This window comes from Seohaeicola saemankumensis, assembly GCF_021021435.1.
Lineage (GTDB): Bacteria > Pseudomonadota > Alphaproteobacteria > Rhodobacterales > Rhodobacteraceae > Seohaeicola.
On sequence record NZ_JAINWI010000010.1, the window covers coordinates 190,801 to 215,305 of the forward strand.

25 protein-coding genes are annotated in these 24,505 nt (G+C 61.0%); 19 read left to right on the forward strand and 6 right to left on the reverse strand.

The features are described 5' to 3' along the window. Positions 1-10 precede the first annotated feature (10 nt). The 9 genes from K7H22_RS07620 to K7H22_RS07660 all read left to right on the forward strand — a co-directional run bounded on the left by K7H22_RS07620 (position 11) and on the right by K7H22_RS07660 (position 9,733). Positions 11-826, forward strand: coding sequence for a sugar phosphate isomerase/epimerase family protein (locus K7H22_RS07620; protein ID WP_230800135.1), 816 nt, complete (start codon positions 11-13; stop codon positions 824-826). A 23-nt stretch (positions 827-849) separates the two neighbouring features. After that, complete coding sequence (locus K7H22_RS07625; protein ID WP_230800136.1) at positions 850-1,653, forward strand: phosphodiesterase; 804 nt, start codon at positions 850-852, stop codon at positions 1,651-1,653. 230 nt (positions 1,654-1,883) lie between these two features. Further along, the gene (locus K7H22_RS07630) at positions 1,884-3,515 is read left to right on the forward strand and encodes an ABC transporter substrate-binding protein (protein ID WP_230800137.1); all 1,632 of its coding nucleotides are present in this window, start codon (positions 1,884-1,886) and stop codon (positions 3,513-3,515) included. 4 nt (positions 3,516-3,519) lie between these two features. Then, entirely contained in the window at positions 3,520-4,521 is a 1,002-nt protein-coding gene (locus tag K7H22_RS07635) for an ABC transporter ATP-binding protein (RefSeq protein WP_230800138.1), read from the forward strand. Continuing rightward, positions 4,518-5,495: an ABC transporter ATP-binding protein gene (locus K7H22_RS07640; RefSeq protein ID WP_230800139.1), complete on the forward strand. Its 978-nt coding sequence runs from the start codon at positions 4,518-4,520 to the stop codon at positions 5,493-5,495. The genes K7H22_RS07635 and K7H22_RS07640 overlap by 4 nt, the downstream gene beginning before the upstream one ends. Further along, on the forward strand, positions 5,492-6,424 hold the full coding sequence (locus K7H22_RS07645) for an ABC transporter permease (protein ID WP_230800140.1): 933 nt from the start codon (positions 5,492-5,494) through the stop codon (positions 6,422-6,424). Before K7H22_RS07640 ends, K7H22_RS07645 begins: the two co-directional genes overlap by 4 nt. A gap of 19 nt (positions 6,425-6,443) precedes the next feature. Then, positions 6,444-7,316, forward strand: coding sequence for an ABC transporter permease (locus K7H22_RS07650; protein WP_230800141.1), 873 nt, complete (start codon positions 6,444-6,446; stop codon positions 7,314-7,316). A 99-nt stretch (positions 7,317-7,415) separates the two neighbouring features. Next, positions 7,416-8,933 carry a class I adenylate-forming enzyme family protein gene (locus tag K7H22_RS07655; protein ID WP_230800142.1) on the forward strand — a complete coding sequence of 506 codons (1,518 nt, stop codon included), beginning with the start codon at positions 7,416-7,418 and terminating at the stop codon, positions 8,931-8,933. Next, positions 8,930-9,733, forward strand: a complete 804-nt coding sequence (locus K7H22_RS07660; RefSeq protein WP_230800143.1) for an SDR family NAD(P)-dependent oxidoreductase — start codon at positions 8,930-8,932, stop codon at positions 9,731-9,733. The genes K7H22_RS07655 and K7H22_RS07660 overlap by 4 nt, the downstream gene beginning before the upstream one ends. A gap of 33 nt (positions 9,734-9,766) precedes the next feature. On the opposite strand, the gene K7H22_RS07665 is transcribed toward K7H22_RS07660, so the two are convergent. Beyond that, entirely contained in the window at positions 9,767-9,949 is a 183-nt protein-coding gene (locus tag K7H22_RS07665; protein WP_230800144.1) for a hypothetical protein, read from the reverse strand. Between the two features lie 227 nt (positions 9,950-10,176). On the opposite strand from K7H22_RS07665, the gene K7H22_RS07670 reads away from it, so the two are divergent. Then, positions 10,177-10,380 (forward strand): DUF3185 family protein, encoded by a 204-nt coding sequence (locus K7H22_RS07670; RefSeq protein ID WP_230800145.1) that lies wholly within the window; start codon positions 10,177-10,179, stop codon positions 10,378-10,380. Between the two features lie 84 nt (positions 10,381-10,464). On the opposite strand, the gene rpiA is transcribed toward K7H22_RS07670, so the two are convergent. Next, on the reverse strand, positions 10,465-11,253 hold the full coding sequence (rpiA, locus tag K7H22_RS07675; RefSeq protein ID WP_230800146.1) for a ribose-5-phosphate isomerase RpiA: 789 nt from the start codon (positions 11,251-11,253) through the stop codon (positions 10,465-10,467). Between the two features lie 147 nt (positions 11,254-11,400). Between rpiA and K7H22_RS07680 the strand changes: the two genes are divergently transcribed. From K7H22_RS07680 to K7H22_RS07695, 4 genes are all read left to right on the forward strand, one after another. Further along, a complete protein-coding gene (locus tag K7H22_RS07680) occupies positions 11,401-12,090 on the forward strand; it encodes a glutathione S-transferase family protein (RefSeq protein WP_230800147.1) in 690 nt (229 codons plus the stop codon). 14 nt (positions 12,091-12,104) lie between these two features. Further along, complete coding sequence (locus K7H22_RS07685) at positions 12,105-13,478, forward strand: L-serine ammonia-lyase (RefSeq protein ID WP_230800148.1); 1,374 nt, start codon at positions 12,105-12,107, stop codon at positions 13,476-13,478. A 100-nt stretch (positions 13,479-13,578) separates the two neighbouring features. Beyond that, positions 13,579-14,520, forward strand: a complete 942-nt coding sequence (locus K7H22_RS07690; protein ID WP_419248161.1) for a DMT family transporter — start codon at positions 13,579-13,581, stop codon at positions 14,518-14,520. A 48-nt stretch (positions 14,521-14,568) separates the two neighbouring features. Continuing rightward, positions 14,569-15,510: a DMT family transporter gene (locus K7H22_RS07695; protein WP_230800149.1), complete on the forward strand. Its 942-nt coding sequence runs from the start codon at positions 14,569-14,571 to the stop codon at positions 15,508-15,510. On the opposite strand, the gene K7H22_RS07700 is transcribed toward K7H22_RS07695, so the two are convergent. After that, a complete protein-coding gene (locus K7H22_RS07700) occupies positions 15,495-16,172 on the reverse strand; it encodes a thiamine diphosphokinase (RefSeq protein ID WP_230800150.1) in 678 nt (225 codons plus the stop codon). The two genes, K7H22_RS07695 and K7H22_RS07700, sit on opposite strands and share 16 nt — an antisense overlap. Positions 16,173-16,312: 140 nt before the next feature. Between K7H22_RS07700 and K7H22_RS07705 the strand changes: the two genes are divergently transcribed. Continuing rightward, positions 16,313-18,466 (forward strand): chemotaxis protein CheA, encoded by a 2,154-nt coding sequence (locus K7H22_RS07705; RefSeq protein ID WP_230800151.1) that lies wholly within the window; start codon positions 16,313-16,315, stop codon positions 18,464-18,466. Between the two features lie 75 nt (positions 18,467-18,541). Here the strand turns inward: K7H22_RS07705 and K7H22_RS07710 are convergent, their stop codons facing one another. Together K7H22_RS07710 and K7H22_RS07715 are read right to left on the reverse strand one after the other, a co-directional pair. Further along, positions 18,542-18,778, reverse strand: a complete 237-nt coding sequence (locus tag K7H22_RS07710) for a DUF2842 domain-containing protein (RefSeq protein WP_230800152.1) — start codon at positions 18,776-18,778, stop codon at positions 18,542-18,544. A 22-nt stretch (positions 18,779-18,800) separates the two neighbouring features. After that, complete coding sequence (locus tag K7H22_RS07715) at positions 18,801-20,093, reverse strand: adenylosuccinate synthase (protein WP_230800153.1); 1,293 nt, start codon at positions 20,091-20,093, stop codon at positions 18,801-18,803. Positions 20,094-20,337: 244 nt separating this feature from the next. Between K7H22_RS07715 and secG the strand changes: the two genes are divergently transcribed. Both secG and K7H22_RS07725 read left to right on the forward strand, forming a co-directional pair. Next, positions 20,338-20,697 (forward strand): preprotein translocase subunit SecG, encoded by a 360-nt coding sequence (secG, locus tag K7H22_RS07720; RefSeq protein ID WP_230800154.1) that lies wholly within the window; start codon positions 20,338-20,340, stop codon positions 20,695-20,697. A gap of 171 nt (positions 20,698-20,868) precedes the next feature. After that, a complete protein-coding gene (locus tag K7H22_RS07725) occupies positions 20,869-22,512 on the forward strand; it encodes a CTP synthase (RefSeq protein ID WP_230800155.1) in 1,644 nt (547 codons plus the stop codon). A 47-nt stretch (positions 22,513-22,559) separates the two neighbouring features. On the opposite strand, the gene K7H22_RS07730 is transcribed toward K7H22_RS07725, so the two are convergent. Continuing rightward, positions 22,560-23,108, reverse strand: coding sequence for a hypothetical protein (locus tag K7H22_RS07730; RefSeq protein WP_230800156.1), 549 nt, complete (start codon positions 23,106-23,108; stop codon positions 22,560-22,562). Positions 23,109-23,229: 121 nt separating this feature from the next. On the opposite strand from K7H22_RS07730, the gene K7H22_RS07735 reads away from it, so the two are divergent. After that, the gene (locus K7H22_RS07735; protein ID WP_230800157.1) at positions 23,230-24,063 is read left to right on the forward strand and encodes a hypothetical protein; all 834 of its coding nucleotides are present in this window, start codon (positions 23,230-23,232) and stop codon (positions 24,061-24,063) included. Further along, a complete protein-coding gene (locus K7H22_RS07740) occupies positions 24,023-24,466 on the forward strand; it encodes a TerB family tellurite resistance protein (protein WP_230800158.1) in 444 nt (147 codons plus the stop codon). The genes K7H22_RS07735 and K7H22_RS07740 overlap by 41 nt, the downstream gene beginning before the upstream one ends. Positions 24,467-24,505: the final 39 nt, after the last annotated feature.

Sequence of the window (24,505 nt, forward strand, 5' to 3'; positions counted from 1 at the left end):
AGGAGACAACATGTCACTTCCCGTCATCGGTGCAGCCCTTGGAACTGCCGGACTTGAAACCTGGCGCGACTGGATTCTTGACAAGAACCGCGACCTTGAATTGCAGGCTTTCCACACAGCCGCTGTTCTGGACGGTGACTGGAGCGCCGAAGCCGCGCATACCCTCAAGCTGCTGGATGGATATTCGGGGCGTCTGGGCATTCACGGGCCGTTCTGGGGTTTCACAATCGGCACCTCGGACCCCGATGTGCAAAAGATCGTCGCCCGGCGCATGGATCAGGGGCTGGGTATCTGCGCCGCTCTGGGTGCAACCCAGATGGTCATCCACTCGCCCTATACGACATGGGATTACAACAATATCGACAACTACCCCGAAAACCGCCGCAACCTGATGGACAATGTCCATGCCTGTATCGGTGCTGCCGTCAAACGGGCTGCAGATCAGGGCGTGACACTGGTGATGGAGAATATCGAGGATATCGACCCGCTTGATCGCAAACGGTTGGTGGAAAGCTTCGCGTCACCTGCGCTGAAGCTGTCGATCGACACAGGCCACGCGCACTATGCCCATGGCAGCAATGGCGCACCGCCCGTGGATTACTTCGTGACCGCAGCGGGCGATCTGCTGGACCATATCCATTTGCAAGATGCCGAAGGCTATGCCGACCGCCACTGGGCCATCGGAGAGGGTACGATCCGCTGGCACGCCGTCTTCCGCGCTATCGCCGCACTGCAGGTCAAGCCGCGCCTGATCCTCGAACTGCGCGACAAAGCGGGGATTGGCGCGTCGATGGCCACTCTCGAAGAGATGGGGCTGGGACAGTGACCGGATCGCTCAAGCTGGTCATCATGTCTGACCTGCATATTGTGCCGCAGGGCGAGGTATCGAACACGCTGGACACCGCGGCGCGGTTGCAAGCAGCAGTGGACAGCGTCAACACCCATCATGCTGACGCCGATCTGTGCATTCTGGCAGGCGATCTGGCCGATCTGGGCGAAGCCGCAGCCTATACGCGCCTGCGCGACATCATCGCGCCACTGGTGATCGAATCCCATCTGATGCTGGGCAATCACGATGACCGGCCTGTGTTTCTGGACGTGTTCGGACAGGCTCATGCCGATGAGAACGGGCATGTGCAAAAGGTTATCGACATCAAGGGCCACCGGATTGTCCTGCTGGACAGCACCGAACCGGGAGTCGTTGAGGGTGTGATCTGCCAGACAAGGCAGGACTGGTTGCAAGCGCGGCTGGACGAGGCGCGCGACCGGCCCGTGATCGTGATCGTGCATCATCACGTTCTGCCGCTGGCGATGCCCGTCGACAGCATCATCCTGCGCGACGGTGCAGGCCTTGTGGATGTGCTGCGCAGTCATCCCGATATCCGGCAGGTGATTGCGGGACATGTGCATATCACCACGACAGGTATCTGGCACGGCGTGCCTTTCACGACTCTTGCAGGCGGGCACTACAATGTCAGCGTCAACCTGCCCGGCCATGCCACCCCGCAGGAGCGGTTGGAAGGACCAGGGCAATATGCCGTGGTTTTGGCAGATCATGACAGTTGCGTGGTGCATTTCGAGAGCTTTCTTGACCGCCACCCCGTGATTGCCGCCGACAATTTCGGCAGGATGCGGGCAGATCGCCGTTTATAAATCAAAGCCTTACAGGGTTTGGCCGTGGGATAATCCCGCGGCCTTTTTTGCATGGGCAAGGCCAGACCATGACTATCAACCGGACGCGCAAGCCCTGTCGCATATTTGAATCATCACCGTCAGCAAAGGGTCATGCAGGCGTCATTCAGGGTTCACCGCAGGGTCATAGTTTGGGGTGCAGATGGGGACCAAGACCCCAGCCCTGCCAAATATTATCAGGAGATGCCCCTATGTTGATCACCCGCCGCAACACTCTTAGACTGGGCGCTGCCGCTGCTGGCAGCCTTGCCATGCCGCGCCTTGCCTTCGGTCAGGCTGGCCGCCCCTCGATCACGATTGCTGTGCAGAAGATCGTCAACTCCAATACGCTTGACGTGCTGCGCGAGCAGTCCAATGTCGGCGAGCGCGTCTTTTTCGGCTCGATCTGGGAATCGCTGATCGGGCGCAACCTGCGCGGACAGCTTGAGGCCCAGCCGATGCTGGCGACGGAATGGAAGCGTATCGACGATCAGACAGTCGAATTGAAGTTGCGCGAGGGCGTGCGCTTTCACAATGGTGACGAGATGACCGCCGAGGATGTGGCCTTCACCTTCTCGCGCGAGCGGATGTTCGGCGACACCGAACCCAAGAACCGCACCACAATCAAGGCATTCGAGGCTATCCCGACACCGCGCGCGGGCAAGGAACTGCCGCCCGAGGTGCCCGCTGTGGCCCGTCGCGCATGGCCCGATCTGGCGCGCGTCGATATCGTGGACAAATACACGGTGCGTTTCGTCAACTCGACACCCGACGTGACGCTGGAAGGCCGTCTGCTGCGCTATGGTTCCGACATCATGTCGCGGCGCGGTTGGGAAGACTCCGCCTCCTATCTGGATTGGGCGCGCAAGCCCGTCACCACCGGCCCCTACAAGGTGGAACGCTTTGTTCCGGATACCGAATTGCTGCTGGTCTCGCATGACGACTATTGGGGTGGTCTGCCGCCTCTGGCGTCGATCCGCTTTATCGAGGTTCCCGAAGTTGCCAGCCGCGTCAACGGCTTGCTGTCGGGCGAATACCAGTTCGCCTGCGATATCCCCCCCGACCTGATCGGCGAAGTCGAATCCAATGCCGGTTTCGAGGTGCAGGGTGGCACCGTTCTGAACCATCGCCTGACGGTCTTCGACAAGAACCATGCCCAACTGGCTGATCCGCGCGTGCGGCGTGCCATGACACATGCAGTGGATCGCCAGGCCATCGTTGACAGCCTCTGGGCAGGCCGCACCGTGGTGCCTGCGGGTCTGCAATGGCCCTATTACGACGACATGTTCCACGCCGACTGGACCGTGCCAGAGTATAATCCCGAACTGGCGATAAGCCTGCTGAAAGAGGCAGGTTACAAAGGCGATACGATCCCCTACCGACTGCTGAACAACTACTACACCAACCAGAATGCCACCGCGCAGATTCTGGTCGAGATGTGGAAGTCTGTAGGCCTGAACGTGCAGATCGAATCCAAGGAAAACTGGGCGCAGATCATGGAGCGCGGCGAGACACGGGCGATCCGCGACTGGTCTAATTCGGCCCCCTTCAATGATCCGGTGTCGTCCATTGTCAACCAGCACGGTCCCAATGGCCAGCAGCAACAAATCGGCGAATGGACCAATGCCGAAATGAACGAGTTGTGCTATTTCCTTGAAACATCGTTGGACCGCCCCGCACGGCGCAAGGCTTTCCGCCGGATGCTGGAAATTTGCGAGCGCGAAGACCCAGCCTATTCCGTACTGCACCAGAACGCGACCTTCACGGCCAAATCACGTGCGATCACATGGCAGGCATCCCCTGCTTTCGCGATGGATTTCGGCCCCGGTAATTTCGCGGTCTGATCCGATGAAAACACCACTGGTCAAGATAGAAGACCTGAACGTTGCCTTCGACGGTGCTCCAGCGGTGCGCGGGGTGGACCTTGCGGTCCACCCCGGCGAAGCGCTTGGTATCGTCGGGGAATCCGGTTCCGGCAAATCCGTCACATGGCTGGCCGCGTTGCGGTTGTTGCCCGGCAAGGCCCAAGTGCAGGGACGCGTGCTACTGGATGGCACCGATCTGCTGGCCCGACCGATCCCCGATGTGGAACGCATCAGAGGCGGGCGCATCGGGATCATCTTTCAGGACCCGTCTTCGGCGCTCAACCCCGTCCTGTCGATCCGTCGCCAGATGTCCGAAGTGCTGGCCCTGCATCGCGGCCTGTCCGGTGCTGCGCTGAAAGCCGAGGCAAAACGCCTGCTGGATCTGGTGGGTATTCCCGACGCCGAGGGACGCCTGAACTCCTACCCGCATGAAATGTCGGGCGGACAGAACCAGCGCGTGATGATCGCGATGGCCTTGGCCGGACAACCTGACCTGTTGATCGCGGACGAGCCGACCACGGCGCTGGATGTGACCATTCAGGCGCAGATTCTTGATCTTTTGCAACTCATCAGGCGCGAACTGGGCATGGCGCTTGTGCTGATCAGCCATGATCTGGGCGTTGTCGCGGAAAACTGCGAGCGCGTGGCCGTCATGTATGCGGGCCGTATCGTCGAGACAGGTCCCGCCGATGCGATCTTCTCACAGCCCCGCCATCCCTACGCGCGCGGCTTGATCGATGCCCTGCCGACCCTGGCCGACACGCGCCGCCTGACCGCCATTCCCGGCGTCGTGCCCGATCCGCGCGACATGCCGCGCGGCTGTGCTTTTGGGCCCCGTTGCGCCCATGCAGCGCCTGTTTGTCTTTTGAAAGAGCCGCCTTTGAAGGTGGTCAAACCGGGCCGGCGCGTGGCCTGCGCCCGCCCTGAACTGGTCCTGCAGACGCCCGCGCGAACGCCGCCTGTGATAGCCGAGGTGTCATCGTGACCGCATTACTGAGCATGCAGGATGTGGCACGCACCTATGTCAGCCGCAAAGGATTACTTGGCAAGCGCAGCCTTGTGCGCGCGGTGGACGGGATCAGCCTTGAGGTGACGGCTGGCGAGACCTTGGGCATTGTCGGCGAATCCGGTTCCGGCAAATCCACCCTTGGCCGTATGGCGCTGGGGCTGGAGCCACCGGATGAGGGATCTGTCAACTTCGACAGCGGGCCGATGCCGGCCTATGGCACCCCTGTTTGGCGAAGTTTGCGCCGCCGGATGCAGATGGTGTTTCAGGACCCGCTTGGCGCGCTGGACCGGCGTTTGCTGGTGCTGGACCAGATCATCGAACCGCTGGCGATCCACGGCAGTGACGGGGATCACCATCAGGCAGGACAGGACGCGCTGACAGCCGTGGGCCTGTCCGCCGATCACGGTCAACGCTATCCGCACGAACTGTCGGGCGGGCAACGCCAAAGGGTCGTGATCGCACGCGCGCTGATCACCAATCCTGATCTGCTGGTCTGTGACGAGCCGGTCTCGGCGCTGGATGTGTCGATTCAGGCGCAGGTGGTGAACCTGCTGATTGATCTGCAACGCCGTCGCGGACTTGGGATGATGTTCATCAGCCATGACCTGCGTGTCGTGCGCCAGATCAGCACACGTATCGCGGTGATTTATCTGGGCCGTATCATCGAACAGGCCCCTGCAACCATCCTGTTCCAGAACGCGCGTCACCCCTATACCCGGGCACTTGTGTCCGCAGCCCCCGCCCCCGGACCACGCCGGACCGAGCGGGTCATCTTGACGGGCGAGCCGCCCAACCCCGCCGCCCGCCCGTCGGGTTGCGCCTTTCATCCGCGTTGTCCCGTGGCGGTGGCGCGATGCAGGACCGACATTCCCGCCTTTGCACAAGTCGGCGCGGATCACGGCGCTGCCTGTCATCTGTTATCCCCAGCCGCGAAGGTCGCCGCCCGATGATCCCTTTCATTCTGACGCGCCTCTTGCGCGCGCTGATCACCATTGCTCTCGTCGTGACCTTCGCCTTTGTCGTGCTGCGTCTGTCGGGCGATCCGGCCACGATCATTCTGGGACCCGAAGCGCCGCCCGAGGCGATCGAGGCATTCCGCAAAAGCTGGGGTCTCGATCAGCCGGTGCTGGTGCAATATCTGCAATATTTTGCGGCCATCTTTCAGGGCGATCTGGGCATGTCGATGCGCGACGGTCGTCCCGCCTTCGAACTGGTGGTCGAGCGTATTCCCGCAACACTAGCCCTGACCCTGCCCGCGCTCATGCTGAAATTGGCCCTTGGCCTGCCTGCTGGTGTCTATGCCGCGCTGCATCAGGGCACAGCCTTTGACCGCTCTGTCATGGTGGCGGCGGTATTCGGCTTTGCCATTCCCAGCTTCGTTCTGGCCCTCGGGCTGGTGCTGGTTTTTGCAGTCAATCTGGGCTGGCTGCCATCGGGCGGGCGCGACACGGTCTGGCATGCGGTCCTGCCGATCATCACGCTGGGCGCAGGCGGGGCGGCGGCCCTCGCGCGGTTTACCCGCTCGGCCATGCTAGAGGTGCTGGGGCGGCCTTATATCCGCACCGCATCGGCCAAGGGCCTGTTATGGGCTGTTGTCGTGCGGGGCCATGCCTTGCCCAATGCCGCGATCCCGACTGTCACACTGATCGGCTTTCTGGTGGGCAGCCTGATCGCCGGGGCCGTGGTCGTGGAAAGCGTCTTCTCGTGGCCCGGCGTCGGGCGGTTGCTGGTCGTGGCTGTCGCCAACCGTGATCTGGCTGTGGTGCAATGTATCCTGCTCTTGGTGGCGACAACGATGGTCACCTCGAACCTGATCGTCGATTTCCTCTATGGCGCCTTGGATCCGCGTTTGCGGCAGGGCGCCCGGGCTGCCGCGTGATCCGCATGAAAGGGACGACATGAGCATTTTCGACACATCCGCAAATCCGCCGATCCGCGCAAGGCACATCCTGCGCTGGCCCGACATGCCGTGGTATGTGACGCTGGCGACAGTATGGCTGCTTTTGGTGCTGGCCGTGGCGCTACTGGCCGATGTGATAACGCCCCATGTCTTTACGGCGATGGATCTGAACTACCGGCTTGTCCCGCCTTTCCAGACCCTTGCGCATCCGCTGGGCACGGACGAGTTGGGCCGTGATGTTCTGTCGCGGCTGATCGTGTCGATCCGTGTCTCCTTGCTGATCGCCTTCGGGGCAACTGTCATCTCGGCGGTGCTGGGCACGACGCTTGGCTTTCTAGCGGCGCATTTTCGCGGCATCGTGGAACAGGCGGTGCTGATGCTGGCTGATTTTCAGGCGGCTTTGCCTTTCTTGATCCTTGCTTTGTCCGTGCTTGCCTTTTTCGGCAACTCGCTGCCGCTGCTGATCGGATTAATGGGTCTTTATGGCTGGGAACGGTATGCTCGTATCGCCCGCGGCCTTGCGATTTCAGCCAGCGCGCAGGGCTATGCCACGGCTATCACGCAATTGGGTGCCAAACCCATCCGCGTCTATCTGCGCCATATCCTGCCCAATATCGCCTCGACCCTGATCGTGTCGATGACGCTAATCTTCCCCGAGGTGATTCTGCTGGAATCCGGCCTGTCCTTTCTGGGGCTGGGTGTGCAGCCCCCGATGACCAGTCTTGGCAATATGGTCGGATACGGGCGCGAGTATATCACCCGCGCCTCGTGGATCATGCTGACGCCTGCCACGTTGATCGTGCTGACAACACTGGCCGTTTCATTGCTGGGCGACTGGTTGCGCGACAAACTGGATCCGACGCTGGACTGATCGGACTGGCCGTTTCAAGACAAAAAGCGTGCCATGCATTTCGGCATGGAATACGTCCTGATCTGCTGGCATCATCCCCGCCAACAGGGGAGGAACAGCATGAACATAGCCCATTGGCTGGAGCGCAGCGCGCAGCAGTTCGCCGCAACGCCCGCGCTTTTCCACGGGGATCACTGCGTTGCGGATTACGCGGGTTTTGCTAGCCGCGCGGCAGCATTGGCCTGTGCGTTGACGCGGCAAGGTATCGGCCCCGGTGACCGCGTGGCGATCTTCATGAAGAACACCCCCGACTACCTGATTGTGCTGTTTGGTATCTGGTATGCAGGGGCAGTAGCTGTGCCGATCAACGCGAAACTGCACGGCAAGGAAGCCGCTTGGATCATTGACGACAGCGGCGCGCGTCTGGCTTTTGTCACGCCGGACTGCGGCACGGCACTGGCTGATGCCTCTGATGTCGCCCGCATGGATGTTTCGTCTTCGGGTTACGCCGCCATGATCCAAGGCGCAGGCCTTCCCCCGCTGTCGCGCGGGCCGGACGATATGGCGTGGCTGTTTTATACATCGGGCACAACCGGACGGCCCAAGGGGGTGCAGATCACCCACGGCATGCTTGCCACGGTGTCGCTATGCTATCCCGTCGACGTAGACTCTGTGGCCCAAACCGACGCGGCCTTCTATGCAGCCCCGATGAGCCACGGCGCAGGGCTTTATGCGCCGGTCCATATTCGCATGGGTGCGCGCCATATTTGCCCCACCTCGGACGGTTTCGATCCCGCCCAGGTTCTGGAGGTCGCAAGCCATCAAGGGCCGCTGTCGATGTTTCTAGCCCCGACGATGGTGCGCCGCCTTGTCGATGCAGCCAAGCAAATCGGGGCGGATGGCGCAGGGATCAAGACCATCGTTTATGGAGGCGGGCCGATGTACCGCGCGGATATCGAGGACGCGGTGCAGGTTCTGGGGCCTCGTTTCGTGCAGATTTACGGGCAAGGCGAATGTCCGATGGCGATTTCCGCTCTGTCGCGGCACGAGGTCGCAGATCGCAGCCATTCCCGCTGGCGTGAAAGGCTGGTCTCGGTCGGGCGCGCGCAATCGGCTGTCGAGATCGCGATTGGCGATGCCGACGGCCATCCCCTGCCCGCAGGCCAGATGGGCGAAATCATGGTGCGCGGCGCGCCGGTCATGCCGGGTTACTGGCGAAACCCCGAGGCCACGGCCAAGACCATCCGGGATGGCTGGCTGATGACAGGTGATATGGGGCAGTTGGACGCCGAGGGATATCTGACACTGCAGGACCGCTCAAAGGATGTGATCATCTCGGGCGGCACGAACATCTATCCGCGCGAGATCGAGGATGTTCTACTGACACATCCCATGGTGCATGAATGCGCCGTGGTCGGTCGCCCGAGCGCCGAATGGGGCGAGGATATCGTGGCTTTCATCGTATTGCAAAAGGACGCCCGCACGGATGAGAAAGAGATGGATGCGCTGATCCTGTCGGAACTCGCACGTTTCAAGCGGCCCAAGCAGTACAGGTTCGTGCCGGACCTGCCCAAGAACAACTATGGCAAGGTTCTGAAAACTGACCTGCGCCGCATGCTGACCAAGGATACAGAATGACCGATCTGACAGGCAAGGCCGCCCTTGTGACAGGTTCGGTTCAGGGGATCGGCTTCGAGATTGCCAAGGCGCTGGCCATGGCGGGGGCCAGCATTGCGGTGCACGGATTGGCCGATGCGGCACAGGCGCGGGAAGCCTGTGAAGCCCTGAAAGCCGCAGGCGCGCCAGAGGCACGGTTTTTCGGGCATGACCTGTCCGATCCGCAGGCGGCCGGCGATCTGGTCAAACAGGTCGCAGCATGGACACCAATCGACATTCTGGTGAACAACGCGGGCATTCAGCAGACGGCACCGTTGGCCGACATGGATATCAAGGTGTTCCAGCGTATCGTGACGATCAACCTGACCGCTGCTTTTGCCACGATGCAGGCGGCCATGCCCGCGATGGCCGAACGCGGCTATGGGCGAGTGATCAATATCGCCTCGGTCCACGGGCTGGTCGCTTCGGTGAACAAGGCGCCCTATGTCGCGTCCAAGTTCGGGCTGGTGGGCATGTCGCGCGTGGCGGCACTTGAATATGCAACGGTCGGAACCCGTGCGAGCGGTGGCGTCACCGTCAATTGCATCTGCCCCGGCTGGACGGAAACGTCCATTCTGGATCCGCAAATCAATGCCCGCGCTGCGGATCATGACGGTGACCGCGCGGCAGCAATTGCCGATCTGCTGTCAGAAAAACAACCCTCGCGCCGCATGTCCGATCCCGCTGAAATCGGCGCGCTGGCGCTTTGGCTTTGCGATCCGGTCGCACATAACCTGACAGGCACAGCAATCCCCGTGGATGGCGGGTGGACCGCGCAGTAGCGCTTCGGACAGACTACGCACCTGCCGACCGGCCTACCGCAAGCCGAAATAGCTCAGGATAAAGAGAACAATGACGATGAGGCCGACAAGGTAAATAATCTGGTTCATTTTGGTCACACACTTTCCTGCACGGCCTAGACCCGCGCCTTGATGTTGATTCTGCCCCGCAGCCAAGCTGATCTGCGGCGAATTAGGAAGACAGTCGGCGCGTTGCATCCTTTCTGTCTGTCGATCACACACCCAACGCGCGCCTCACGGTTTGCGTTCCATCCCGCAAGGGAATTGTTGCTGCGGTGCACTGTTCGGAGTTGGAGGATTGGTGGCCTGCACAAAATGATGCTTGGGGCGTGCACAGATCTGGCGCGTCGCGGTCGCAGATGCGGAACCGATGGCGCTATCGGCGCGTTTGTTGTGCGACGGCAAACGGAAACAGGAAAACGCACATGTCCCAGTCGAAAACCATCGGCCTCGTTGTTTTGGCAATCGGCAGCATATTGCTGTTTTTCGCGTGGCGCGCGTCGCAGGCACCAGTTGACCAGATTTCGGAGGCTCTGACAGGGCGCTTTACAGAGAATACGATGCTCTATCTGGTCAGCGGTCTGATCGGGATTGTTGCTGGCATCGCTTTGTTGCTGCGCGGCCGGTAAGCAGAAATTGCCTGTCTTATTAAGGGGCAGGACTGTTGGCCCTGTCCGGCAAGGCGCGTTGCACCGCGACGCGCCTTTGCTGTTCTAATCCGCCAAATCGGTGAACAGATTATCGTTTTCAACGAAATCCAGACGGTCCTGTTCGATCGTGCCCTGATTGATATCGCGGGTTTCCACGCGCCCGTCGCCGTAGCCGACGATGACAACATCGCAGATGTCGATGAACAACCCGTTCTCCACAACGCCCGGAACCTGATTGAGAACCATCGCCAGTTGCCGCGCATTACCGATGCGGTTGAGATGCAGATCAAGGATGTGGTTGCCTTCGTCGGTGATGAATGGCCGGTCTCCGTTCATCCGCAGGGTCACATCGCGGCCCAGCACATCCATCGAGATCAGCATTTCCTCGACCAATGCCCGTGTGGTCTGCCAGCCGAAGGGAATCACCTCGATGGGCAGAGGGAAAGCGCCCAGCGCCTCGACTTCTTTACCCACGTCGGCGATTACGATCATCTGGTCCGATGCTGTCGCCACGATCTTTTCCTGCAGTAATGCGCCGCCGCCGCCTTTGATCAGGTTCAGATCACCGTCGAATTCATCCGCACCGTCGATTGTCAGGTCCAGCCATTTGGCCTCGTCCAGACTGATCACTTCGATGCCCACATCACGGGCAAGGGCTGCTGTGCGTGTCGATGTCGGCACACCTTTGATTTTCAACCCGTCTTCGCGCACCAACTCGCCCAGACAGCGCACCATCCATGCCGCTGTCGATCCGGTGCCAAGTCCGACACGCATCCCGTTTTCGACAAAATCGACCGCCCGTTTGGCGGCAACGAATTTCGCCTTGTCGATGGGTGACAATTCTCCGGGCATGGCAGCGACTCCGTTCTGAGGGTTGCCCGCTTATAGGAAAGAAGCCCCGCCAGTGCGAGAGGGCAATCGCGTCGAATTGCGCGAAAGCTGCGGCACAGGTCGCTTTCCAATGATGCAGTCGCACAAAAATGACGTCAGATTGGGCGGATGACACAGAGATACCGCCTGCATTACGCGCCCGATAACGCCTCGCTGATCGTCCGGCTGACGCTGGAGGAAATGGGCCTGCCTTATGATGCGGTGCTGGTGGATCGCAGCGCCAGCGCCCAGAAAAGCGCGCCCTATCTCGCGCTGAACCCGCATGGCCGTATTCCGGTGCTGGAAACGCCCGACGGGGCGATTTTCGAGACCGGCGCGATTCAGCTCTGGCTCGCCGACAGACACGCCGCGATGATTCCCGCCCTCGCGCATCCCGACAGGGGGGACGCGCTGAAATGGCTGTTCTTTCTGTCCAACACGCTGCATGCCGAACTCAGGATGCTGTTCTATCCCGAACTTTATACCGGCCCCGACCTGACGCATCATGCCGCCTTGCGACGCGGTTTGCGTGCGTCACTGGCCGCCCATCTGGAACGGCTTGATGCCGTGGCGGGCGCGGGTCATGCATGGTTCAACGGCGACAATGTTTCGGTGCTGGATCTCTACCTTGTGGCCTGCCTGCGCTGGATCGCCCTTTATCCCCGTGATACGGCTGGCTGGTGGGACCGCAAGGCGGCTCTGCATCTGGACGCCCTCTGCGCGCGGATCGAGGCGCGGCCTGCCGCTGCCCGATGTGCCCGTGCCGAAGGGTTGGGAGAGCGGCCTTTCACAGCACCGGATTATCCCAACCCTCCCTAAGGAAGTGCCGTCTGATGTTTCTGTCTGTCTTCGAGATGTTCAAGGTCGGCATCGGCCCCTCGTCCTCGCACACGATGGGCCCGATGGTGGCTGCCGCGCGGTTTCTGGACCTGCTGCGCGCCCAGCCTTTCACTGCGCATGGGGTACGCGCCTCCCTCCACGGGTCTTTGGCCTTTACCGGCGTGGGACATGCCACCGACCGCGCCACCATTCTGGGGCTGGCGGGGCTACGCCCCGAAACCTACGACCATGCACGCGCCGAGGCGGTGATGGTCAGCATCCGCGACACCAAGACGATCGAGGTTGATGGCCTGCCGTCCCTGCATTTCGATCCGCTGGCCGATCTGGTCTTCGATTTCGGCTCCGCCCTGCCTGGACACGCTAACGGGATGAAGCTGATGGCGACCGACAAACAGGGCGACGTGATCCTGCGCGAGACCTATTATTCCATCGGCGGCGGTTTCGTAATGACCGAATCCGAACTGGCCGCTGGCAAGAATACAGACAATGGCGCGCCCGTGCCCTATCCGTTCAAATCGGCGGATGAGATGCTGGAAATGACCAAGACATCAGGCAAGAGCATCGCCGAGATGAAGCGCGCCAACGAACTGTCACGCCGCCCGCGCTCCGAACTGGATCAGGGTGTCAAACGCATCTGGCAGGTAATGAATGACTGCATAAACCGAGGGCTGGAGCATGACGGCATCCTACCCGGCGGGTTGAATGTGCGCCGACGCGCGCGCGGCATCCATCAGGCTTTGCTGGCCGAACGGGGCCTGAATCTGACAGCCCCCCATGTCATCAACGACTGGATGAGCACCTATGCGATGGCCGTGAACGAGGAGAACGCGGCAGGCGGGCAGGTTGTGACCGCGCCCACAAACGGGGCGGCAGGTGTGATGCCCGCCGTGATCCGCTACTGGCTGGACCATGTGCCGGGGGCGAACCCATCGCGGGTGGGCGAGTTTCTGTTGACCGCCGCCGCCATCGGAGGGCTGGTGAAATACAACGCCTCAATCTCGGGCGCGGAAGCAGGGTGTCAAGCCGAGGTTGGCAGCGCCGCCGCCATGGCCGCAGCGGGGCTTTGCGCCGTGCTGGGGGGCACGCCGGAGCAGATCGAGAATGCCGCCGAGATCGCGCTGGAGCATCATCTGGGCATGACCTGCGATCCCGTTAAAGGGCTGGTGCAGGTGCCCTGCATCGAGCGCAACGGGCTGGGCGCGATCAAGGCGGTATCCGCCGCATCGCTGGCGATGCGCGGCGACGGGCAACATCTGGTGTCGCTGGATGTCTGTATCGAGACAATGCGCCAAACTGGGGTCGATATGAGCGAGAAGTATAAGGAAACATCTCTGGGCGGGCTGGCGGTGAATGTGCCCAACTGCTGATCCCCGCAGCGAGGTCCGGAGTTCGAGTATTTTTTGGCAAGGTGAAAGCCGCGTCGCATTTGGAATGGCGGGCGAGCGCGGGCCGCGCTAATGCCGTGGCATGAGTGATATCCGCGCCCCTGCCCTGCCCTATCTGAATGATCGCATCATCCTTGGTGTCGTCCTGATGCTGGGCTTTTGCCTGACGGCCCCGCTGATCGACGTGGCTTCGAAACTGGCAGCGCAAACGATTCCCGTGGGGCAGATCACCACGGCGCGGTTCATCGTGCAGGGTGCGCTGATGCTGCCGCTCTGCTTGCTGCTGGGGCACGGGTTACGCCTGCCGTCCGGTGTTGTCACGCGGCTGGTTCTGCGCGCGCTGTTTCTGATCCTGTCGACCTATTTCTTTGTGGCTGCCGTCAAGGTGATGCCGATTGCCGATGCGCTGGTCATCGTCTTCGTGGAACCTTTCATCCTGCTATTGCTGGGCAAATACATGTATGGCGAGGAGGTCGGCCCGCGTCGCCTTTGGGCTAGTATCGTGGGATTTGCAGGTGCGCTTCTGGTGATCCAACCAAGCCTTGCCGCTTTCGGGCTGGTCGCGCTGTTTCCGCTGGGCACGGCGCTGTTCTTTGCGTTCTACATGCTGGTGACACGCAGCCTGTCGCGCCAGATGCATCCGGTGCCGATGCAGTTCCACACCTCGGTCTTTGCGGCGACGATCTGCTTGCCGGTCATTCTGCTAGGGACGGGGATCGAGATTCCCAGCATCAGTCCCGTCTGGCCGCAGGGAACCGAATGGACATGGCTAGTGGCCGTGGGGGCCGCCTCGGCGCTGTCACATCTGATGATCAGCTATGCGCTGCGGTTTGCACCCTCGGCCACACTGGCCCCGATGCACTACCTTGAGATATTGAGCGCTGTGGCCTTTGGCTGGCTGTTCTTCTCGGATCTGCCCAATGCGATGACCTTTGCGGGGATGGCTGTGATCACATCTTCGGGATTGTATATCTTCCACCGCGAACGCCTGCAGGAGCGCGCGGCGCGACGTCTTAAGCCCTAGCAACAGGCGCAATTGCCATTCCCGCAGCGCCGCCTTAGCCTGCGGCGCATGAACGCTTTGCATCCCCCTGACCGTCCCATGCTGGGTATCCTGCTGATGTTCGGTTTCTGTGCGGTGGCGCCCATGGCCGATGCGCTGGCCAAGATACTGGGCGAGACTGTGCCGCTGCTGATGGCGGTCTTTGCGCGTTTCGCGGTGCAGGCCCTGCTATTGGTGCCTCTGGTGCTGACAACGGGACGTGTCTGGCGGCTGCACGGCAGGATGCTGCATCTTGTTGTGCTGCGGACCGCGCTGCATATCGCGGGGATCACGCTGATGTTCAGCGCGCTGAAATTCCTGCCGCTTGCCGATGCCATTGCGATCGCCTTTGTCATGCCCTTCGTGTTGCTTCTTCTGGGCCATACAATTCTGAAGGAAGAGGTCGGCCCCCGCCGTCTGATCGCCTGTATCGTTGGGTTCATTGGCACGCTCCTGGTGATACAGCCCAGCTTTGCCGAAGTGGGCTGGCCAGCGCTGCTGCCTGTCGGCGTCGCGGTTGTCTTTGCCGCCTTCATCCTGGTGACCCGTCTTGTGGCGCGCGACACGGACCCTGTCGGCTTGCAGGCGGTCAGCGGTGTAATGGCCAGTGTTGTCTTGCTGCCGGTACTGCTGGTCTTCGGCTCATCGGGGCCCGAGGCGCTGCGGCTGGTGATACCAACGCCGCTGGACTGGGCGCTGTTATTCGGGGTCGGGCTGTTGGGCACGCTGGGGCATTTGCTGATGACATGGTCACTGCGATTTGCGCCGTCAGCTACGCTGGCCCCGATGCAATATCTAGAGATCCCCTTTGCCACCCTAATCGGCTGGCTGATCTGGCGCGACCTGCCTGACGGGCTGGCCGCCATTGGTATCCTGATCACCGTGGCGTCGGGTCTTTATATTGTTCTGCGCGAACGTCGCCTCAGTCAAGATGTCGCCCGGGCGACCGTAGCGCCTCAGCCCCAACCGTAGGGGCGGGCCATCAGCGCTTCGGTCAGGGGGGCGAGCGTATCACGCGGCAGGATCAACAGCATCTTGGGAGCCGTGACAGCCAACCAGATCGGCCCTGTTGCGCGGTTCGATGTGCCCACCCGCCCGTCGGGGGCAAAGCTCAAACCGCCTACCGGCCATTGCAGGCCTTCGGATTTTGCCTCGACCGCCCCCATGGGAAAGAGCGAGACAACCGCCCCCGGCACAAGATCCAGCCGCAACGAGGGCGGCGCGAGCATGACGAGCTCCTTTTTTCCAATCAGGATGCAGCGCTGGCGATGGTGCCGCACCAGACTGTTGAAAACCGCAAGCTGATGATCCAGCCTTGGACCGGTGAAACCCAGACCAAGCAAGAGCGGCGCGCGGATCGCCGACAGGCATTTGTCGAAATCGGTGCTGTCCTGTTCGTCGATCTGGTGGATACTGCCCGCGTCAAGACGGGCGCGGTCACGGGCCTGGAGCGAATCCATGTCGCCGATCACAGCTTCGGGAACGTGGCCTGCATCCAGCGCAGCCCTGGCCCCACCATCGGCAGCCACCAGCCGGGGGGCCAATTCAAGCGCTTCCCGCAACGTTTTTGTTTCCGTCTCTCCACCTCCGATCAAAGTGACCGGAGCGTCAGAGAGAACAATGATGTCTTGCATGAGAGGATTATCGCCCTTTTTGGAAACAGATCACAATGTAAACACAAAATGATACTGTAAATATCGAAGATTCGTTCACGTTTCGACGCCTATGCCATGGTAAACACATGAGCTACGGGCAAAGAGAAAGCGAGTGACCAATGGTGAGCACCAGCAAGATTTTGACGGTCTCCTACGGGACATTTTCATGCACACTCGAAGGATTCGACGATTCTTTCGAAACCATGAAAGCGATCGCGGAATATTTCCGCGATCTGGCGTCCGAGGACCGGTATTTTGGTGCGGAGCCGCCGGTTCCAGATGCCGAGATGCTGGCGCGAATCGCTGAGCGCGAGATCGCACGCCGTGTCGAAGCGCGCGAGGAACGTGGGGGAATCGTGTTGCGGGCAGCACCTTACGGGGCCGTCGCGGCACCGCTGGCCCCGCAAGCAGCACCTGTTGCGCAAGCGCCTGCCACCCAAGCTGAAGAGGCGCCCGAAGTTTCGAAAGTGCAGCCTGCACCTGCGGTTACACCGGATGTGGCTACAGCGCCCGTCGTGCAAGACCCTGCGACCGCCCCTGCGGTGGAATCGACTGTCGTTGCGGAAGATCCTGTTACACAGACGCCTGCGGCGCAAGATAGCGGCGCGGATGAATGGGAAGATGTTGCGCTTGACGACTTTTCTGTCGAAACCGCCAGTGTCGTCCCGATGGCCGCACAGCCCTTGCGCCACACACCTGTGCCGCATCCCGACCCTGAAAGCGTCGCGGCCAAGCTGCAGCGCATCCGCGATGTTGTGACGAAATCCGCAGCCACGCCCGCGCCGGAAGCTTATTCCGAAGACGAGCACGCTGAAAGTTTCCTGACCGAAACTGCGCAGAGTTTTGAAGCGGCCCTTGAACTGGATGACCAGACAAGCGCCGATGATACGGACGGGGACGATGATGAGATCGCGGCCCTGCTGAGCAGGCTTGCCGGCGAAGACAAGGCAGAGCGCGAGGCGGTCCCCGCCCCTGCCGAGCCTGTTGCTGTTGCTGTTGATATGGACTTGCGTGAGGTCGATGAAACCGGCCTTGAAGACGTCGCACAGACGCAAGCTGTGCCGTCTGCGCCGGATTCCGTTGAGGTCGATCTCGAAACGGAGACAGCCGAGGCTGATGAGGTTGAGGCCGAAGAAGCCGAAGCGGAAACAGATGTCGATGTCGAGGAACCGCAGGCTGCGACACCCAGCCATGTGGTCAAGATCAAACGGGTCGAACTGGAAGATGCCATTGCCAAGGGCAAGTTGGAGCAGATTGAAGACGATCTTGAAGACATCCAAGGCGAAGAAGAGGCCCCGGTTGCACGCCTTGACCCGTTGCAGATGGTGCCGCGCGATGATCTGAGCCCCGAGGACGAAGCCGAATTGCGCCGCGAACTGGCCGCTGTCGAGGCCGAGTTGCTTGATCTCAACCGCGATACGAACGGTCACGCTGCAACAGTAGATGAACTTGAGGAAATCGAAGACGATTCCGACGACGATGAGGACGTGACCTCGCTCTTCGAGGATGACGAAGATGCGGATGACGCGGATGATGCGCCGCTGGTTTTGCGCGATCCGCGCGACCAGTTGGTGAAGGTCAAGGCCGAGGATGATATGTCGCGTCTTCTGGCCAAGGCGGAAAACGCCTTGATCGAGCCGGAAAGTGCCAGCCGCCGCAATGCGATCGCACATCTGCGGGCGGCTGTTGCGGCCACCAAAGCAGAACAATCCGCAGGCACCACATCGTCGCGCGATCCGTCCTATAGCAGCTTCCGCGACGATCTGGACAATGTTGTGCGGCCACGGCGTCCCGTGGGCGAGGCGGCAGGGGCAACTGCGCGCCCGTCCGAACAGCGTCCCGCGCCGCTCAAGCTGGTGGCCGAGCAGCGCGTTGATCTGCCGCAAACCCGCCCGTCCGAGCAGGTGCGCCCGCGCCGTGTCTCGCTGGCGCCCACGCCCGATGATGGAGCCGAAACTGCGCCCCCCGCGACAGCGACCGTATCGGAGGGTGGTTTTGACGAATTTGCCCGCAAGATGGGAGCCACCGCCCTGCCCGATCTGCTTGAAGCCGCCGCCGCTTATCTGGTGCATGTCGAGGGACGGGCCGAGTTCTCGCGTCCGCAACTGATGACCAAGGCGCGTCAGGCTGCAGGCAAATCGCTGAGCCGTGAAGACGGGCTGCGCTCGTTCGGGCAATTGCTGCGGCAGGGCAAGATCCAGAAAATCCGCAGCGGGCGGTTTACGGCCTCGGAAGATATCAGCTTCAAACCTGCCGCGCGCCGCGTCGGTTGATCAAAAGACAAACCAACAAAAAAAGGCGGCCCTTCATAGGCCGCCCTTTTTTTCAGAACGGTTTTGGCACATGCTCTAGCGCGGGTCGCTGTCTTGCGGCGCGTCTGGGTCGGGCTGGCCTATCCCGCGAAACACGAATTTGAACGGCATGATCCACAGAAAACCCAAGCCGATATAGACCAGCAATTCAACCAATATGGACGGACGGTCGATCAGCCCCACAACCGTTACAGCCACCATGATATAGGCGGGCAAGCCGATCAGCAGGATGACCAGCGACCAACGTTTGCGGGCTTTGTAGCTAAGCGCCATCGGTTTTCCCTGCCTTTGTGTCTCAATCCTCGAACGGGTCCGTCACCAGGATTGTATCCTCGCGTTCGGGTGAGGTGGACAATAGGGCGACAGGGCATTCGATCAACTCTTCGACGCGGCGCACATATTTGATCGCAGCGGCAGGCAGGTCGGCCCAGCTACGCGCGCCTTCTGTCGATTCGCTCCAACCTGGCATCTCTTCATAGATAGGGATGCAGCGCGCCTGATGGTTGGCGGCTGTCGGCAGATAATCGATGCGTTCTCCGTCCAACTCGTAGCCAACGCAGATTTTCAGGGTTTCGAACCCGTCCAGCACATCCAGCTTGGTCAGCGCGATCCCGTTGACGCCCGATGTGGCGCAGGTCTGGCGCACCAGCACGGCATCGAACCAACCACAGCGCCGCTTGCGGCCTGTGTTGGTGCCGAATTCATGCCCGCGCTGTCCCAGACGTTCGCCATCGGCATCTTTCAGTTCCGCCGGAAAAGGCCCCTCGCCCACGCGGGTGGTATAGGCCTTCACGATCCCCAACACGAAATCAATGGCGCCGGGGCCAAGGCCTACACCTGTCGCCGCTTGTCCCGCGATGACGTTGGACGAGGTCACAAACGGATAGGTTCCGAAATCAATATCCAGCAGCGCGCCCTGTGCGCCCTCGAAAAGGATGCGTTTGCCTGCTTTGCGCTTTTCGTTCAGCACCTTCCAGACGGGGGCAGCATATTCCAGCACGGCGGGCGCGATGTCTTTCAACGCAGCGATCAGGGCGGCGCGGTCCACAGGTTCCATCCCCAGGCCTCGACGCAGCGCGTCATGATGCACCAGCGCGCGGTCCACGCGAGTTTCCAACGTTTCGGGATCGGCCAGATCGGCCACGCGGATCGCGCGGCGTCCGACCTTGTCCTCATAGGCGGGGCCGATGCCGCGACCTGTGGTGCCGATCTTGGCAACACCGACCGCGTCCTCACGGGCGCGGTCCAACTCGCCGTGGAAAGGCAGGATCAGCGGTGTATTCTCTGCAATCATCAGCGTGTCTGGGTTGATCGTCACCCCCTGAGCACGCAGGCCCGCAATCTCCTTGACCAGATGCCAGGGGTCCAGCACCACGCCATTGCCGATCACGCTCAGCTTGCCGCCGCGCACGATGCCCGAGGGCAGGATCGCCAGTTTGAACACGGTTCCGTCAATGACCAGCGTATGACCGGCATTGTGACCGCCTTGAAAGCGCGCGATCACGTCGGCACGTTCGGACAGCCAGTCAACGATCTTGCCCTTGCCTTCGTCGCCCCATTGCGCGCCGACTACCACCACGTTTGCCATTGACTGTCCTTTTTCGCTCTGGATCAAACCCGTGCCCGTCATATCGGGACGCGCGGGCACATGAAACCGAAATTTCGGGCCTGACGCGCGATCACGCAGCTTTCCGGCGCAACCCTGCTCTCGCGGCCCACCTGTGGCAGGCCGTCCTTGCACATGCCCGAGTTTCGCGGGTTGCTCCCCGAGACCAAATTGCCTAGATAGCACGGCAGAACACGGCCCACTTAGACCAGTCAGGCGATCGTCAATGGAAAACGTCATCCTTATCATCCACCTTCTTCTGGCCCTCGCGCTGATCGGCGTTGTGCTGATGCAGCGCTCCGAGGGTGGCGGGCTTGGCATGGGCGGCGGTGGCGGCGGCGGTGCCATGTCGGGCCGCGCTGCAGCGACGGCTTTGGGCAAGGTGACATGGATATTGGCCATCGCCTTCATCTGCACGTCGATCTCGCTGACGATCATCGCGGCGCAGAAATCGGCAGGCTCTTCCGTGCTGGACCGGATCGGTAGCGAGCGTTCGGCGCCTGCGGCTGATCCTGTGGCCCCGGCGGGCGATCTGTTGCCGCCGCCTGCGGGCGATACGGCTCCGCTGGTTCCACGCGCCGACTGATCCACTAGGGATTGAGAAACCATTGCAGGCCGCAACACCATCTTGCGGCCAGCTTGCCTTTTGTCCGCGAATCCTCTATGGGTCAAATCCCGTGGTGCTGCGGTTTTTTTCGTCCGCAAAAGGCGCTTATTCGCTGACAGACGCAGCCTGAACGACGGGGGACGCCAACCGATGGCACGCTATATTTTCATCACAGGTGGGGTTGTATCGTCGCTTGGCAAAGGCCTGGCGTCGGCGGCTTTGGGCGCCTTGTTGCAGGCGCGCGGATTTTCCGTCCGGCTGCGAAAACTGGACCCCTATCTGAACGTCGATCCCGGCACGATGTCGCCCTTCGAGCATGGCGAGGTGTTTGTGACCGACGATGGCGCGGAAACCGATCTGGATCTTGGCCATTACGAACGCTTCACAGGTGTTGCCGCGCGCAAGACCGACTCGGTCAGTTCGGGACGCATCTATTCCAATGTTCTCGAAAAAGAGCGGCGGGGCGACTATCTGGGCAAGACGATTCAGGTGATCCCCCACGTCACGAACGAGATCAAAGATTTCCTTGCCGTGGGTGCGGATGAGGTTGATTTCATGCTCTGCGAGATCGGCGGCACCGTCGGTGACATCGAGGGCCTGCCCTTCTTCGAGGCGATCCGCCAGTTCTCCCATGACCGTCCGCGGGGTCAGTGCATCTTCATGCATCTGACCCTGCTGCCCTATCTGGCGGCGAGTGGAGAACTGAAGACGAAACCCACGCAGCACAGCGTCAAGGAACTGCAAAGCATCGGTATCGCGCCCGATATCCTTGTCTGCCGGTCCGAACATCCGATCCCCGAAAAGGAACGCGAGAAGATCGCCCTGTTCTGCAACGTCCGCAAAGAGGCGGTTGTCGCGGCTTATGACCTGAATTCGATTTACGAGGCGCCGCTTGCCTATCACCGCGAGGGTCTTGATCAGGCGGTGCTGGATGCTTTCCAGATCAGTCCCGCCCCGCGCCCCGATCTGACTGTCTGGGAAGATGTGGTTGATCGTATCAGCAACACGGACGGCACTGTGAATATCGCCATTGTCGGCAAATACACCCAGCTTGAGGACGCCTATAAGTCGATCAAGGAGGCGTTGACGCATGGCGGCATGGCCAATCGCGTCAAGGTCAAGGTGGAATGGGTCGATGCCGAGATTTTCGATACCGAAGATCCCGCGCCCTATCTGGAAGGCTTCCATGCCATTCTGGTTCCCGGCGGCTTTGGCGAGCGCGGGACTGAAGGCAAGATCAAGGCTGCCGAATTCGCCCGCACGCGGCAAATTCCCTATCTGGGGATCTGTCTGGGCATGCAGATGGCCGTGATCGAGGCCGCGCGCAACGTGGCGGGTCTGACCACTGCCGGATCGGAGGAATTCGATCACGAGGCAGGCAAGAAGCGCTTCGAGCCTGTTGTCTATCACCTCAAGGAATGGGTGCAGGGCAATCACAAGGTTGAACGCAAGGTCGGTGACGACAAGGGCGGCACGATGCGCCTTGGTGCCTATGATGCGACCTTAGCGGCAGGCTCGCTGGTGGCCAAGGTCTATGGCACGACCGCGATCGAGGAACGCCACCGACACCGATACGAAGTGGATATCCGCTACCGAGAGAAACTGGAAGGCTGCGGCTTGCGCTTTTCCGGCATGTCACCCGATGGACGCCTGCCCGAGATCGTGGAATGGCAAGACCATCCGTGGTTCATCGGCGTGCAGTTTCACCCCGAACTGAAATCAAAGCCCTTCGCGCCGCACCCGCTATTTGCGGATTTCGTGCGCGCCGCGTTGGAAACATCGCGTCTGGTGTGACGGAGCCAAACCGGGTTAGGCCACCGTCCCGGCTCTGTCAGGTCACGCTACAGACTGGTCGGTTTGAACCGGCGCAAGCGACCGAATAACTGCATCAGGCGCAAGCCAAGACCGCGACCCGATGGTGCGGGGACAACAGCTGCCGTGACCACAGGGTGGAAGCCGATATCTGTCGTATGTTCAAGAATGTCAGGGGTAAATATCCAGCGCCCCGCGCGTCCCGCGCCGCCATCGGCAGCTTGCCGGTTGATCCAGTCCTGCATCATCGGGCGTGACTGCCCCAGACCGATCTCAGGATCGGGAAGGTAGAAGCCACAAACGATGCGGCGATGGATCGAATCCAGCAAGTTGCAGCGAGCCTTGGCTTCGGGCAGCAAATCCGGTTTCGCAACCATGTTGAATCGCTGCGGCGCGCCTTTGAAAAAGACCTGAACCGCGGTCTCGAGGTCGATACCCGCCCGCGTCATCAATCGACGCAGCCGTTCCAGATCATCGTGATCCCAGTTGACCGTCAGAACTTCCCTGTTCAACGCAGGTATGTTCTGCTGCACCGATTGATCAGCATTCGTGACAGTTGCCTTTGATATCTTGGTCATGAAGTGGTGTTTCCTTGCGCGCTGCGGTGTCCCATTCTGCGCACGCAGTTTGAAAAATGTAGGGAGTGAATGTGACAAGCCTGTGCAACCTGCGCTTTTATCCGGCCTCAAGGGGAATGATATGAATTCCGCCTATGGTCTTGCCCTTTGTCTTGCCACATTCTTTCCATCGGCAGTTCCTGTCAGCGCCGATCAGGTCCGCCCGCGCCCCTATGCCGCCCTGAAGCAGGTTTTGGACGCGGTCGAGGGATTCGACAGTTGGCCAAAACGTGCCGAGCCCGGGTATCTGTTGCAGGCGCCGCATCGCGGCGATGGCATTCGTGTGGCCAGCCACTTCAAAGGCCAGACCCTTGGCATCGTGACCCAAAGCAGCGGCGCGCGTTTCGATACGATCACCAACGCGCAAGCGACAGCGCCGCTCTCGCTCGTAATGGGGCCGGATGGTCAGGGATTGGCGGTTGCGTATCATAACGGCTTTGGCACAAACGCCGCATTCCCTATCGGTCCGGACGGGTTTGCCGTGATTTCAGGGCGGGGTGAGGGTGCCTTGGCAATCCTTTTCGATCACGACCAGCGCGCCACGGGGTTCTTGGCCCATTCCGACTATGCTGATCCGCTTGGCACCCGCCCTGCCCGCCGTGGCGCTATCGAGGTGGTTTTTATGTCCCGCGAGGGGCATGTTCTGGCCAGAATAGAAGCCGGTCTAGAACAGGGGATCACGGCCTTGGGATTTGAAACGGCCAGCGGTGCCCCCGAAATTGCAGGGCTTGTCATCCTCAACACCGATCCCGGCGGGATTGCGGTTGACGACATCCTGTTCGCAAGGGCCCCGATGGTCGGCAAGATGCAACACCCCGCGCAGAATTGGCGCACGGACTCTTGGCACGCTGGTTCAGGGACGATAGCGTTTCTACATGCTAGGAAAACTTCTCAAAACCTTCCGCGCCAGCCATGAGGCGCCCCTGCCCCAGCCGGATACACAACTGGCACTGGGGGCTTTGATGGTGCGTGTCGCAAAGTCGGATCACACGTATCTGCTGTCCGAAATCCAGCAGATCGACAGGGTGCTTGCGCGGCTGTTCAACCTCAATCCGGTGGCGGCCGCGAAAATGCGCGCTACCTGTGAGAAACTTGATGCAAGCGCACCCCATACAGACGCTTTCGCCGCACTGATCCGCGAGGGTCTGGACCAAGTCCACAGGCTTGCGGCGCTTGAGGCGCTTTGTGAGGTGATGCTTGCGGATGGTACGCCGCATGTAGAGGAAATCGAAGAAATCCACGAGACCCGCCTTCTTCTGGGTCTGACAGAAGAGGACTTGCGTGAAGCGCTTATCCGCGCCCGCGCTGCGCAAGGTTGAATACAAAACGCCCTTGCCGCAATCTACCCGCACACAGGA